Origin of the sequence: Comamonas thiooxydans (assembly GCF_002157685.2) — a bacterium.
GTDB lineage: Bacteria > Pseudomonadota > Gammaproteobacteria > Burkholderiales > Burkholderiaceae_C > Comamonas > Comamonas testosteroni_H.
The window spans coordinates 4,905,347-4,918,314 of record NZ_AP026738.1 but is presented as its reverse complement, the minus strand read 5'-3'; the positions used below and the strand labels follow the sequence as shown (position 1 = coordinate 4,918,314).

At 64.8% G+C, this 12,968-nt stretch carries 11 protein-coding genes; 9 read left to right on the top strand and 2 right to left on the bottom strand.

What is annotated here, in order from left to right:
* Positions 1–22 precede the first annotated feature (22 nt).
* From CTR2_RS22940 to CTR2_RS22930, 3 genes are all read left to right on the top strand, one after another.
* Positions 23–2,536, top strand: a complete 2,514-nt coding sequence (locus CTR2_RS22940) for a PKD domain-containing protein (protein WP_087080696.1) — start codon at positions 23–25, stop codon at positions 2,534–2,536.
* Between the two features lie 69 nt (positions 2,537–2,605).
* The gene (locus CTR2_RS22935; RefSeq protein WP_087084454.1) at positions 2,606–3,211 is read left to right on the top strand and encodes a biliverdin-producing heme oxygenase; all 606 of its coding nucleotides are present in this window, start codon (positions 2,606–2,608) and stop codon (positions 3,209–3,211) included.
* Positions 3,204–4,562 (top strand): tetratricopeptide repeat protein, encoded by a 1,359-nt coding sequence (locus CTR2_RS22930; RefSeq protein ID WP_176391591.1) that lies wholly within the window; start codon positions 3,204–3,206, stop codon positions 4,560–4,562. Before CTR2_RS22935 ends, CTR2_RS22930 begins: the two co-directional genes overlap by 8 nt.
* A gap of 50 nt (positions 4,563–4,612) precedes the next feature.
* Here CTR2_RS22930 and CTR2_RS22925 read toward each other — a convergent pair whose 3' ends face one another.
* A complete protein-coding gene (locus CTR2_RS22925; protein ID WP_087080700.1) occupies positions 4,613–5,557 on the bottom strand; it encodes a LysR family transcriptional regulator in 945 nt (314 codons plus the stop codon).
* A 115-nt stretch (positions 5,558–5,672) separates the two neighbouring features.
* Here CTR2_RS22925 and CTR2_RS22920 point away from each other — a divergent pair, with 115 nt between their 5' ends.
* The 5 genes from CTR2_RS22920 to CTR2_RS22900 all read left to right on the top strand — a co-directional run bounded on the left by CTR2_RS22920 (position 5,673) and on the right by CTR2_RS22900 (position 11,439).
* Complete coding sequence (locus CTR2_RS22920; RefSeq protein WP_087080702.1) at positions 5,673–6,650, top strand: Bug family tripartite tricarboxylate transporter substrate binding protein; 978 nt, start codon at positions 5,673–5,675, stop codon at positions 6,648–6,650.
* 2 nt (positions 6,651–6,652) lie between these two features.
* Positions 6,653–7,702 carry a 4-hydroxythreonine-4-phosphate dehydrogenase PdxA gene (locus CTR2_RS22915; protein WP_087080704.1) on the top strand — a complete coding sequence of 350 codons (1,050 nt, stop codon included), beginning with the start codon at positions 6,653–6,655 and terminating at the stop codon, positions 7,700–7,702.
* 60 nt (positions 7,703–7,762) lie between these two features.
* Positions 7,763–8,935 (top strand): L-rhamnonate dehydratase, encoded by a 1,173-nt coding sequence (locus CTR2_RS22910; RefSeq protein ID WP_087080706.1) that lies wholly within the window; start codon positions 7,763–7,765, stop codon positions 8,933–8,935.
* A gap of 11 nt (positions 8,936–8,946) precedes the next feature.
* Positions 8,947–9,876: a dihydrodipicolinate synthase family protein gene (locus tag CTR2_RS22905; RefSeq protein WP_087080708.1), complete on the top strand. Its 930-nt coding sequence runs from the start codon at positions 8,947–8,949 to the stop codon at positions 9,874–9,876.
* Between the two features lie 114 nt (positions 9,877–9,990).
* Positions 9,991–11,439 carry an aldehyde dehydrogenase family protein gene (locus tag CTR2_RS22900; RefSeq protein WP_087080710.1) on the top strand — a complete coding sequence of 483 codons (1,449 nt, stop codon included), beginning with the start codon at positions 9,991–9,993 and terminating at the stop codon, positions 11,437–11,439.
* A gap of 70 nt (positions 11,440–11,509) precedes the next feature.
* Here CTR2_RS22900 and CTR2_RS22895 read toward each other — a convergent pair whose 3' ends face one another.
* Positions 11,510–11,722, bottom strand: a complete 213-nt coding sequence (locus CTR2_RS22895; protein ID WP_087080712.1) for a hypothetical protein — start codon at positions 11,720–11,722, stop codon at positions 11,510–11,512.
* Between the two features lie 237 nt (positions 11,723–11,959).
* Here CTR2_RS22895 and CTR2_RS22890 point away from each other — a divergent pair, with 237 nt between their 5' ends.
* Positions 11,960–12,964 (top strand): 2-dehydropantoate 2-reductase, encoded by a 1,005-nt coding sequence (locus tag CTR2_RS22890; RefSeq protein ID WP_087080713.1) that lies wholly within the window; start codon positions 11,960–11,962, stop codon positions 12,962–12,964.
* The last annotated feature ends 4 nt before the right edge of the window (positions 12,965–12,968 follow it).

Genomic DNA, 12,968 nt, shown 5'->3' with positions numbered 1-12,968 from the left:
TATTGCAAAGGAAATTTCAGCCATGAAATTCTTGTCTCGCCATGTCCTTTGGGGGATTGGCCTTTCCATGCTCCTGGCCGCCTGTGGCGGCGGAGGAGGCGGAGGTGATGATGGTGGCGGCACGGGCAATCTCAACCGTCCCACAGCCCGAGTCACGGCCTCTGCTGCCACTGCTAGCGCCGGTGATACCGTCACTTTCGACGGCTCTGCCAGCACGCCAGCCAGTGGCAGCACACTGACCTATCAATGGAAGCTCACGGAGCGCCCCGCTGGCAGCACAGCCGTGCTGATGACGCCGACTGCCGCAACGTCGAGTTTCACGCCCGATCTGCCTGGCAACTACAGCATCAGCCTGGGGGTGAGCGATGCGGTGACGTCGAGCAACGAGGTCAGCGTCAAGCTGGAAGTCCGCAACCCCAACCCGGTGGCTGTGGTGTTGCCCGAGCTGGCGCAACTGGTCAATACCACGGTGCAGCTGGACGGCACGGCCAGTCAGCCGCCCGCCGGGGGAAGTGCCGCGGACATGCGCTTCAACTGGACGTTGGTGGAAAAGCCGGACGGCAGCAAGGCCGCACTGGACAACCCTCATCTGTCGCAGCCGCGCTTTGTGCCCGATGTGGTGGGCCTGTACCGCGCAACGCTGGTGGTCACGCATGGCAGCAAGAGCAGTCAGCCGGTGACGATCAGGATCAACGCCAATCAGATGCATACCGCTCCGGTGGCCAAGGCAGGGGCCAATATCGACAATGCGGTGCGCGGCCAGCGTGTTCAGCTGGACGGCTCGGCCAGCACCCATGTGGAGGGCAGCACCCTGCAATACCGCTGGTTCTTCGCACCTGCGGGCCGGCCCTGGGGTTCGCAGGCCGTCATCGAAGGCAGCAATACGGCCAGGCCGGTACTGATTCCGGATTTCGCCGGCACCTACCGCTTGACGCTGGTGGTGTATGACGGCACGACCACGGCTTTCAGCGGGATTCAGATCAAGGTCAAGAAGCCGGACGGCGCGCCCAACACTAAGCCCGTGGCCGTCATTTCCCGTCCCTTCGCCAAGTCTTTCGAAGCTGAGCTGGGCACCTCCATCATCCCCACCGGCGTTTATTCGCAGGACAAGGACGAGGACACACTGACGCGTGAATGGACGCTGGTGTCCGCGCCTGCCGGCTTTGATGCCGCCACCAAATTCAACCCTACCTGGGGCAATTTCACGGGAACGCATTACGGCAACTACGTGGTGCAGCTGCGCGTGAATGACGGCAAGGAGTGGAGTGATCCGGTGACGCAGGTCTTTACCGTGCTCAATGGGGCCAATCGTCCGCCGATGGCCAAGGCCGCAGTCATGGGTGGCGCGAGTGCCATTGGCGTGGGCACCACGGTCACGTTGACGGGCGAGGCCAGCACCGACCCCGACAACAACCGCATGAGCTATGCCTGGACCATGCTGGACAAGCCCGATGGCAGCACCGCCAAGCTCAGCAATGCGGCAGCCATGAACCCCAGCTTCGTGGCCGACAAACCGGGTCCGTACTCCTTCTCGCTGGTCGTGACCGATGAGCATGGGACGCCCAGCTCCGACGGCGTCTCCACGCTGGACACGCAGCTCAGCGTGAACGTCAAGACCAAGAACAACGCGCCCATCGCACGCCTGGCAGTGGACGCCTTCTACACCCAGGAGCAGCCCCTGGTCATCGGAAAAACCGGCAGGCAGCTGCGCTTTGGTGATTCGCAAGACGCTGCGGAGATCTGGAACAGCTTCCTGTTCAACGGCAACGGCTATGACCCGGACGGTGACATGCTGACCTATCTGTGGACTCTGTCGCGTGAACCTGCAGGCAGCAAGCTCCAGGTGCCAGAAAACACCTATATGTGCGGAAACACCGGCAGCAGCCAGTGGCCTGGTGCGACTGTCTCCGCATTTGCCAGCTGGATCGAGAAGAGCCTGGCCCTGCGCCAATGGACCTGTCCTGACCGCATCGGCATTGCGCCCACGGTGGCGGGTGCCTATGAGCTGCAACTGGCTATCAGCGATGGCATGGCGTTTGCCGGTCCTTTTGCCATGACGCTGCACGCCGTGGAGCGCCAGAACTACCCCAGCCTGCTGCTGGAATACCTGGGGGCACCCACGATCTCGGGCACGCTGGGCGAGCAATCGCATCCCAACCGCCTGCCACAGCAATTGTTCCCCTATGCGTCCGTGCAGAGCCCCTCATTCCCCATCTGGCAGCATGAGCTGACAGGCGGTGTGCCGATGGCGGTGCAGCGCTATCGCCTGACGGCCTATGGCGGTGACTACACCATCGCCGATCTGGCCGCCACTTCGGTGCAGAGCGGCTATGCACTGAGCTTCCAGGGTCTGCGCAATGCTCAGGTGATTCGCAAGGGTGAGACGGTGGAATTCAGCCTGGTGATGCAGGTGCCGTCGCCCGTTCCTGCGGCTGCTGACCTGAACAAGGCCAGCGAAGGCATGCAGTGGTCCTTCCGCATTGCCGAGAAGAGCGGCTGGACCTTCAGCCACAAGCCCTTCATCTTCCCCTATTGATGAAAGCGCAGGCGGGCACCGGACCTGGAGCAGGCGGTGCCCGCCTTTTTGACGGAAGTGAAATTTCCCATGGATACATCGTCGATAGAAGCCCAGGCGCTGAGCGCTCTGCTGCGCTCGGCATCCCAGGCCGGCCACGGCTTGCTGGATCAACGCCTCATGGCCGCCCAACCGTTTGCCAGCCGTGATCGCTATGCGCAATTTCTGCAGGTGCAATATCGCTTTCACCGCGATGTGGCGGCACTGTTTGACAACCCGGAACTCAATCGCCTGCTGCCAGGCCTGGCCGGGCGCCAGCGGCTGAATGCGGTCATCCAGGACCTGAGCGATCTGGACCAGGCCCTGCCACAGAATCTGGACGCGCCGGCATTCGCACCAGGTAGTGCCGTGGACCTTGCCACGGCTCTGGGCTGGCTCTATGTGGAGGAGGGCTCCAACCTGGGGGCGGCCTTTCTGCTCAAGGCGGCTGCAGGGCTGGAGCTGAATGCCGAATTCGGCGCGCGTCATCTGGCACCGCATGCCCAGGGACGAGCCCCGAGCTGGAAGGCCTTCAGCGCCCAGCTCGATGCCGTGCCGCTGGACCCTGCGGCCAGGGGGCGTGCGGCAGCAGCCGCGCGAGCTGCGTTTGAGACGGTGCATGGCTATGTGCAAACGCATTGCGAGATTCATGTCTAGGCCAACGCGGCTGCCGTCCTGGACCGTGCTGGTGTCTCTGGTGCCGCTGGCGCTGCTGATCAGCGTGGTTGCAAGCCCGCCGTTGCTGGCCCAGACTGCGCAGTGGCAGGGCTTGTACGACAAGGCATTGCGCCAGCAGAACGAGCAGGCGTATGGGCCAGCCGAGCAGAGCGCGCGTCAGGCACTGGAGCTGGCCGAGCAGCAGCGCCAGGGGCAGCGGCCCTATATGGCCAGCAGCCTGAATCTTCTGGGTCTGATCCAGCAGGCCCGAGGCCACAAGGCCGAAGCCGAACAGTCTCTGCTCAAGGCGCTGGAGCTGAATCAGGCCAGCCTGGGCACGCATGCCAATACCGCATCCGTGGCCTGGAATCTGGGCAATGTGCAAAAGGCCATGCAGCAACCGCGCAAGGCAGTGCAGAGCTATCGGCGGGCTCTCGGAGTGGCACAGGCCCTGCCGGCAGATGCCGTCTCGCTGGCGCTGCGCGAAAAAGCGCTTCAGGCCCTGGGTGATCTGCACGCGAGTCTGGGCGAGCATGACCAGGCGCAAACCTATCTGCAGCAACTGTCGACCCTGCCGGTCGATGCTGCGGCCCAGACCGATGTGGCGACCCGCGTGCAAGCCCTGTTGGCCCTGGCGCACAGCCAGGAGCAGCAAGACCGCTTGCAGCCAGCGCAGCAGGCTTTGGACCAGGCAATGGCGCTGCTGCAGCAGGCAGGCAACGGCAGCGGGCGTCTGGTGCCGGTTTTGCTGGCCCGCGCCAGGCTGCACCACCGAGAAGGTGACGATGCGAGGGCCGCCGCGCAGTACGAGCACGCCAGGGAGCTGCTGATGCAGCAGGATCCTCAAGCCCTGGTTCTGGCTCAGGTGCTTAACGAGCTGGGCCTGTGGCGGGCGCAGAACAAGGACTATGCGCAAGCTCATGCATTGTTTGAGCAGGCGCAGGCCATTGCCGACCGGCATGCCCCCGATGTGCGGTGGCAGGCGCATCTTCTGGCCAGCCGTGCGCGCATGGCCGAAGCCCTCCGCCACGAGGAGCAGGCGCAGACGCTATATGCCCAATCGCTGGCGCTGTACCGGCAGCAGGAAAATACCGAGGCCCGGGTGGGCGAGGCAGGCGTGCTCAACGGCCTTGCCGGCCTGGCGTACCGCAAGCGTCGTTTTCAGGAAGCACAGCCCATGTTCATCGAGGCCTTGGGTCTGATGGAGCAGGCGCTGGGCGGCAGCGATGCACGCCTGCTGCCGCTGCTGGATAATCTTGCCGCCTTGCACCGCAGTCTGGGCCGACCCGGCGAGTCGGAGCATGCGCGCCGGGCGGCGGCATTGCGCCGGGAGCTGGGCCTGGACGGCTAGTACCCTTCGGGCCTGGATGCGCAGCCTCGAAGCCCGGTGCCGACCCTTGTTCAGGCCGCTGCGTCGTGACGGTGCAGCAGATCCAGGAACATCTGTGCCGAGCGGCTGATGGGCCTGTCCTTGCGCACCAGGCTGCCGTAGGCCTCCAGGCTGTGCTTGGTCCGATACGGCAGGATATGCAGCATGCCGTGGGTGGCATGGAGATCCGCCACCGTGCGCGGAATCACGCCCACCATATTCGAGCTGCGCACCAGATTGATGGTGGTGAGTATGGAGCCGGTTTCGATCAGACCGCGCGGCAGCGGCAGACTGTGCTCGCGGAACTCCTGCTCTATCAATGTGCGCATGGGACTGCCGGGCGGTTGCATCACCCAGCCATGCCCCTGCAAGGCCTGCAGACCGGGCCGCTGCAGCGACAGCAAAGGATGCTCCTCCCGCACGATGAAGGCCAGTTGCTCGTCGTCGATCGGGCAAAAGCGGCAATCGCTGCCCGCTTCGTTCGTCATGCGCCCGACGACTACCTCCAGCACCCCCTCACGCAGCTGGGCCAGCAGGCGATCGCTGGTGTCCACGGCCACTTCCAGCTCCAGCAGGGGCAACTGCTTTTTCAGCTCCAGAAGGGCCTGGGTCAGCCGACCGGGTGATGCCGCCATGATGCTGCCCACGGCCAGCCGCCCGGAGCTTCCCTGGCGCAGCTCGCCCAGTTCGCGATTCAGGGCCTCGATATTGCCGCGCAGCGAACGGAAATACTCCAGCACCCGCTCTCCTGCCGCATTGCGCTGCAGCCGGCGGCCCACGCGCTCGAACAGCGATTGACCCAGAGCGTCTTCGAGCTCCTGCAGCATTTTGGTGGCTGCCGGCTGGGTCAGACCGAGCTCGGCCGCTGCCGCGCGCAAGGTCTGGCGCTCGTCGATGGCCAGTATCAAGGCCACCTGACGCATGCGCAGCCGGTTCAGCAGCTGGGGCGTGTTGTCGCGTTTGTCTATCGATCCCATGGCATGGCTTCTTATTGCTTCAGGTTATCGATTAATCAATAACTTTCAGTTTACGCATATCAGCGGCTTCCCTAGGATCGGGCTGCAATGAAATAAAAAAGCCAAGGAGACCAATGTGCAAAGACGTCATCTACTTTCCATAGCCGCTTTGTGCGGCGCCGCCGTGCTGCCCTGGCAGGTCCAGGCACAGGACGCTGCGAACTGGCCCGTCAAGCCCGTGCGCATGCTGGTGGGCTCTGCGCCCGGAGGCGGCACCGATGCCATGGCCCGCGCCGTGGCCGACAGGCTGGGGCCGCTGCTCAAGCAGCCGGTGATCGTGGAGAACCGGCCCGGCGTCTCCAACACGCTGGCCGTGGACATGACGGCCAAGGCCACGGATGGTCACACCATGGTCATGGGCGTGGTCACGGCCCATGCCATCGCGCCGCATCTGCTCAAGCTGGGGTACGACAACAACCGGGATCTGGTGCCCGTGGCCTTTGTCGGCTCGGTGCCCAATGTGCTGGTGGTGGGCCAATCCGTTGCCGCCAACACCGTGGCGGAGCTGGTGGCCATGGCCAGGAAGAATCCCGGTCAGATCAATTTCGCCAGCAGCGGCACGGGCAGCACCCAGCACATCGCTGCCGAGGTGTTCAAGGATGCCGCAGGCATTCAGATCACCCATGTGCCCTACAAGGGCAGCGCCGCAGCTCTGGTCGATCTGGTCAGCGGCCAGGTGCAGATGAGCTTCGACACCATGCCCTCGGTCATAGGCCAGATCAAGGCCGGCAAGCTTCGCGCCCTGGCGGTCACTTCGCCCCAGCGCAACCCGCAGCTGCCCCAGGTGCCGACCATGGCCGAAGCGGGTCTGCGCGATGTGGAAATCAGCGCCTGGTACGGCATCTACATGCCGGCCTCCACACCCAAGGCAGTTCAGCAAAAAGTGCATGACGAAGTCAACAAGGTCATCGCCATGCCCGAGACCAAGACCCGTCTCGAAGCCGTGGGTGCCGAGCTGCGGCCCATGGCCCAGGCCGACTTCGGCAGTTTTCACCTCGCCGAGTACAAGCGCTTCGGCGACATCATTCGCAAGAACAACATCAAGCTGGACTGAGCATGAGCAAGGCTTCTCTTCCCGTTGTCGCTCTGACCCTGGGCGATCCTTCCGGCATCGGCGCAGAACTGATTGCACGTTTGCTGGCCAGGCCGCAGGCCGTGCAACAGGCGAACCTGGTGCTTATAGGTGATCCCTGGCTCTGGGAGCAAGGTCAGCGCATCGCCGGACTGCAGGTCGCAACGGTTCCGCTGGCCGGCCTGTCCGCTGCGCGCGAGCGTGCCGATACGCGGCTGCCGGCCTTTGTGGCCGTGGACACCGTCGCCCAGGCCGATGTGGTGCAGGGGCAGGTGGGGGCGGCAGGCGGCCGCTCGGTGCTGCAGGTGCTCGACCAGTGCATGGATGCGGCCCTGGCCGGCGATATCGACGCCATCTGCTTTGCGCCCTTGAACAAGCAGGCCATGAAGCTGGGCGGCCTGCGCCATGAGGACGAGCTGCACCACTTTGCCGAGTACCTGGGCGTGACCGGCTACTTCTGCGAGTTCAACACGCTGGGCGATCTCTGGACCTCGCGCATTTCCTCGCATGTGCCGCTCAAGGATGTGGCCGGCTATCTGAGCCAGGAGCGCATCAGCCAGGCGGCCGAGCTGATCTACAACGCCTTGCGCGCCAGCGGCCTGGCGGCGCCCAAGGTGGCGATTGCCGGCTTCAACCCGCACAACGGCGACGGCGGCACCTGCGGCCGCGAGGAAATCGACATCATCGCGCCCGCCGTGCAGGCCCTGCAGTCGCGTGACTGGCCCAGCGATGCGCCGTTCCACGGCCCGTTCCCGGCCGACACCATCTTCCTCAAGGCCCAGGCCGGCGAGTACCAGGCCATCGTGACCATGTACCACGACCAGGGCCAGATAGCGATCAAGCTGCTGGGCTTCTCGCGCGGGGTGACGGTGCAGGGTGGTCTGCCGATTCCCATCACCACGCCGGCCCACGGCACGGCCTACGACATCGCCGGTCAGGGCAAGGCCAATGTGGAAGCCACCTGGCAGGCGCTGCAGATTGCCGCGCGCATGGGGGCTGCCCACCGCGATCGCCAGGCTACCCCAGCCGTCTGAGCCCGTTTTCCGGGCGGCTTGGGCCGCCTGTCCCACTCACTCTTTGCTTCCGAGGTCTGTATGAAGATCAAGTCCGTCCGCGCCCGTGTCTATGAATGGAAGGGCAAGACCGTTCCGCCCCAGGGCAACTTCTGCTCCAACGCCATGGATCTCGTCTACTCCAAGACCGAGTCCATGAGCACCTTCCGCTTCCATTCGTGGACCGTGGTCGAGATCGAAACCGATGACGGCATCATCGGCCTGGGCAATGTGGCCCTGGCGCCAAGAATAGCCAAAGCCATCATCGACGAATACCTGGCGCCGCTGGTCGTCGGCCAGGACCCCTGGGACTACGAATACCTGTGGCAGCGCATGTACCGCGCCACCCATGCCTGGGGCCGCAAGGGCGTGACCATGGCTGCCATCTCGGCCGTGGATCTGGCCATCTGGGACATCCTGGGCAAGAGCGTGAACAAGCCCGTGTTCAAGCTGCTGGGCGGGCGCACCAAGGAAAAGATCCCCTGCTACTACAGCAAGCTCTACCGCACCGACCTGAAAGAGATGCAGGACGAAGCCCAGAAATTCCTGGATCAGGGTTTCAAGGCCTTCAAGATGCGCTTTGGCTACGGCCCGGCCCATTTGCAGGAGGGCGTGAAAGAGAACCTCAAGTCCGTCGAAGCCATCCGTGAAGTGATCGGCTACGACACCGACCTGATGCTGGAGTGCTACATGGGCTGGAGCCTGGAGTACGCCAAGCGCATGCTGCCCAAGCTCGCCAGGTTCGAGCCGCGCTGGCTGGAAGAGCCCGTGATCGCCGACGACATCGACGGCTACGCCGAGCTGAACGCCATGAACATCGTGCCCATCTCGGGCGGCGAGCACGAGTTTTCGCTCTACGGCTTCAAGCAGCTGCTGGACAAGAAGGCGGTCTCCGTCGTGCAGTACGACACCAACCGCGTGGGCGGCATCACGGCGGCGCACAAGATCAACGCGCTGTGCGAGGCCTACAGCGTGCCGGTGATCCCGCACGCCGGCCAGATGCACAACTACCACCTGACCATGAGCACGCTGGCCTCGCCCATGGCCGAGTACTTCCCCATCTTCGACGTGGAAGTCGGCAACGAGCTGTTCTGGTACATCTTCGACGGCGAACCGGTGGCCGACAACGGCTTCCTGCAGCTGCGCGACGACGTGCCGGGCCTGGGCCTCACGCTCAAGACCGAGTACCTCGACCAGTTCCACATCATCGAGTGAGGAGACGCAGCATGCCCGGACTCTCCAATCCCCGTTACCGGGGCATCTTCCCCGTCGTGCCCACCACCTTCCACGAAGACGGCACGCTGGACCTGGCCAGCCAGAAGCGCTGCCTGGACTTCATGATCGACTCGGGCGTGGACGGCCTGTGCATCCTCGCCAATTTCTCCGAGCAGTTCCTGGTCTCGGACGAGGAGCGCGAAACGCTCACGCGCACGGCACTGGAGCATGTCGCCGGCCGCGTGCCGGTGATCGTGACCACCACGCACACCAGTACCAAGGTCTGCGCCGAACGCAGCCGCCGCGCGCAGGACATGGGCGCTGCCATGGTGATGGTGATGCCGCCCTACCACGGCGCCACCTTCCGCTTCGGCGAGGCGGCCGTCCAAAGCTTCTACCAGGGCGTGTCCGATGCCATCGACATTCCCATCATGGTCCAGGACGCACCGGCCGCGGGCACGCCGCTGTCGCCCGCCTTTCTGGCCCGCATGGCCAGAGAGATAGCGCAAGTCAGCTACTTCAAGATGGAAACCGCCGGCGCCGCCAGCAAACTGCGCGAGCTGATCGCGCTGGGCGGCGAAGCCATCGAAGGCCCGTGGGACGGCGAGGAAGCCATCACCCTGCTGGCCGACCTGGAGGCCGGCGCGACAGGCGCCATGACCGGCGGCGGCTTCGCCGACGGCATACGCCTCATCATCGAGGCGCATCGTGCAGGCGATCAGGACAAGGCCTTCGAGCAGTACCAGCGCTGGCTGCCGCTGATCAATCACGAAAACCGCCAGGCCGGTTTCCTGGCCGCCAAGGCGCTGATGAAGGAAGGCGGCGTGATCGCCTGCGATGCACCGCGCTCGCCCTGGCCGCCCATGCATCCCGAGGTGCGCCGCCAGCTCATCGACATCGCACGCCGGCTCGACCCGCTGGTGCTGCGCTGGGCCCGTTGAGTCGACTATGAATACAGGAGCTCGCTGCGCCTGCTAATTCGGGAATTCAGCTGCTTTCAATGCTGAGATCTATGAATAACAGGCGCAACAAGCTCCTTTATCAAGAGCATATCCATGACCCCACATCTCAACCTGATCAACGGCCAGTGGACGGCTGCTGACAGTTATTCCCCCAACACCAACCCCAGCGATCTGTCCGATGTGATCGGCGCGTACGCCCAGGGCGGTGCGGGCGACGTGCAGGCCGCCGTGGCGGCTGCCGCTGCCGCTTTCCCGGCCTGGTCGACCTCGGGCATCCAGGCGCGTTCCGATGCCCTGGACAAGATCGGCACGGAGATTCTGGCGCGCAAGGCGGAGCTCGGCGAGCTGCTGGCCCGCGAGGAAGGCAAGACCCTGCCCGAAGCCATTGGCGAAGTCGGCCGTGCCGGCCAGATCTTCAAGTTCTTTGCCGGCGAATGCCTGCGCCTGAGCGGCGAGACCGTGCCTTCGGTGCGCCCCGGCATTGGCGTGGAGATCACGCGCGAGCCGATCGGCGTGGTCGGTCTGATCACGCCCTGGAACTTCCCCATCGCCATCCCGGCCTGGAAGATCGCCCCGGCCCTGGCTTTCGGCAACTGTGTGGTGCTCAAGCCCGCCGACCTGGTGCCCGGCAGTGCCTGGGCCCTGGCCGACATCATCCACCGCTCGGGCATTCCCGCCGGTGTGTTCAATCTGGTCATGGGCCCGGGCCGTGTGATCGGCGAGGCCCTGGTGAATCACGCCGATGTGGCCGCCATCAGCTTCACGGGTTCGGTGGGCGTGGGTCGCGGCATTGCCGAGGCCTGCGTGAAGAGCGGCAAGAAGGTGCAGCTGGAAATGGGCGGCAAGAACCCCCAGATCGTGCTGGACGATGCCGACCTGAACCAGGCCGTGGAGCTGTCGGCGCAAAGCGGCTTCTACTCCACGGGCCAGCGCTGCACGGCATCGAGCCGCCTCATCGTCACCGACAAGATCTACCCGGCCTTCATCGAGGCTCTGCAGGCACGCATGGCCAAGATCAAGGTCGGCGATGCTCGCGCCGCCGGCACCGACATGGGCCCCGTGGTCAGCCAGGCCCAGCTGGAGCAGGATCTTTCGTATGTGGAAATCGCCAAGGCCGAAGGCGCGCGCCTGGCCGCCGGCGGCGGCCGCGTCGCCTGCCACACAGGCAGCGGCAAGCAAGGCTTTTACATGGCGCCCACGCTGTTCGTGGACACCGAAGCCGGCATGCGCATCAACCGCGAGGAAGTCTTCGGCCCCGTGGCCAGCGTGATCCGCGTCAAGGACTATGAAGAGGCCCTGGCCATGGCCAACGACACGCTGTTCGGCCTGTCGGCCGGCATTGCCACCACCAGCCTCAAGTACGCCACCCACTTCAAGCGCCACAGCCAGGCCGGCATGGTCATGGTCAACCTGCCCACGGCGGGCGTGGACTATCACGTGCCGTTCGGCGGACGCAAGGGCAGCAGCTATGGCCCGCGCGAGCAGGGCCGCTATGCCCAGGAGTTCTACACCACGGTGAAGACGGCCTATACGCTGGCCTGAGCGAGAGTGTTGATTGCTGCTTCTCTTTTGCCGGGCCTTGTGCCCGGTTTTTTGATGGGTACGCCGCCCATCAGCCCAGCAGCGCTGCCCTGATGGTCTTGACACCGTCGGCGTTGTCCCAGACCCCTTCTTCCAGCGCATCGTGAATGGTCTTGTCCAGCGCGGCAGCCAGTTGCACGCGCGTCTGGGCGGCCTGGGGGCTGGCGTCCAGCACGATGCGCAAGGCAGTGGCCAGTGCCGTGATCTGGGCTGTGAGATTGACGACGGTGGTGTTGGAGCTCATGAATCGGTCCTTGAAAATGCGATGAACAGGGCAGCTGGCATGGTGCGCAGTGCGGGGTGCCCAGCTGTCAACGGCCTTCAGTGTCGCGCGGGTGGATACTGCTGTTAACGTATCAACAATGAACAGCGGCCGCGAAGATCTCGCCTGGATTCAAGGGTGAAGGTCTTCGGATGCTTTGCGGTAAAGCACCAGCTGCTACTGTTTTTGAGATTGATATAAGACAGGAGAGACAAGAGCATGAGTTTGAAGAAAGTCTGTATCTACGGTGCCGGCGCCATTGGCGGCTGGCTGGGCGTGGCGCTGGCCAGGGCCGGCTGCGAGTTGAGCGCCGTGGCGCGGGGCCAGACGCTGGCAGCACTGCAGCACACCGGCCTGACGCTGGTGCATGGCGAGGAGCGCGAGACCGTGGCCGTCAATGCGCAGCAGGACCCGGCCGCCCTGGGCGTGCAGGATGTGGTGGTGATTGCCGTCAAGGCGCCGTCCATGCCCGATGTGGCGCGTGCCGTCGCACCGCTGATCGGCCCGCAGACCCTGGTGCTGACCGCCATGAACGGCGTGCCCTGGTGGTTTCTCGCCGGTGGCGTGGATGCCGGCCTGCGCGGCCTGCAGCTCAAGGCCGTGGATCCGCAGGGCGAGATTGCGCGCGCCATTCCTACCGGACAGGTGCTCGGCTCGGTGGTGCATGCCAGCTGCTCGCTCGACGCGCCGGGCGTGGTGCGCCGGCATTTCGGCAACAGCCTCATCGTTGGCGAGCCCACGGCCCTGCCCGGCGATGCGCCCACGCCGCGCCTGCTGGCGCTGGCCGAGCTGCTGCGTGCGGGCGGCATCGAGGTCAGGCTCAGCGACAACATCCAGCGTGACGCCTGGTACAAGCTCTGGGGCAATATGACCATGAACCCCGTCAGTGCGATCACGGGCGCGACCACGGACAGGATTCTGGGCGATGAGCTGGTGCGCAACTTCATCACGGCCGTGATGCTGGAGGCTCGGGAAATCGGCGCGCGCATCGGCCTGCCGATTGCCGACAGCCCGCAGGACCGCCATCAGGTCACGCTCAAGCTGGGCGGCTTCAAGACCTCCATGCTGCAGGACGTGGAAGCCGGCAAGCCGGTGGAGCTGGACGCCCTGGTGGGCGCCGTGCGCGAGATGGGCGCCATGTGCGGCATGACCACTCCGTTCACCGATGCGCTGCTGGGACTGACGCGGCTGCGTGCGCAGCAACTGGGTCTGTATCCGGTGTAGGGCT

What these genes read in the sequence shown, in the direction of transcription:
- CTR2_RS22940 (WP_087080696.1), top strand. Translation starts at nt 23, where the DNA reads ATGAAATTCTTGTCTCGCCATGTCCTTTGGGGGATTGGCCTTTCCATG.
- CTR2_RS22935 (WP_087084454.1), top strand. Translation starts at nt 2,606, where the DNA reads ATGGATACATCGTCGATAGAAGCCCAGGCGCTGAGCGCTCTGCTGCGC.
- CTR2_RS22930 (WP_176391591.1), top strand. Translation starts at nt 3,204, where the DNA reads ATGTCTAGGCCAACGCGGCTGCCGTCCTGGACCGTGCTGGTGTCTCTG.
- CTR2_RS22925 (WP_087080700.1), bottom strand. Translation starts at nt 5,557, where the DNA reads ATGGGATCGATAGACAAACGCGACAACACGCCCCAGCTGCTGAACCGG.
- CTR2_RS22915 (WP_087080704.1), top strand. Translation starts at nt 6,653, where the DNA reads ATGAGCAAGGCTTCTCTTCCCGTTGTCGCTCTGACCCTGGGCGATCCT.
- CTR2_RS22910 (WP_087080706.1), top strand. Translation starts at nt 7,763, where the DNA reads ATGAAGATCAAGTCCGTCCGCGCCCGTGTCTATGAATGGAAGGGCAAG.
- CTR2_RS22905 (WP_087080708.1), top strand. Translation starts at nt 8,947, where the DNA reads ATGCCCGGACTCTCCAATCCCCGTTACCGGGGCATCTTCCCCGTCGTG.
- CTR2_RS22900 (WP_087080710.1), top strand. Translation starts at nt 9,991, where the DNA reads ATGACCCCACATCTCAACCTGATCAACGGCCAGTGGACGGCTGCTGAC.
- CTR2_RS22895 (WP_087080712.1), bottom strand. Translation starts at nt 11,722, where the DNA reads ATGAGCTCCAACACCACCGTCGTCAATCTCACAGCCCAGATCACGGCA.
- CTR2_RS22890 (WP_087080713.1), top strand. Translation starts at nt 11,960, where the DNA reads ATGAGTTTGAAGAAAGTCTGTATCTACGGTGCCGGCGCCATTGGCGGC.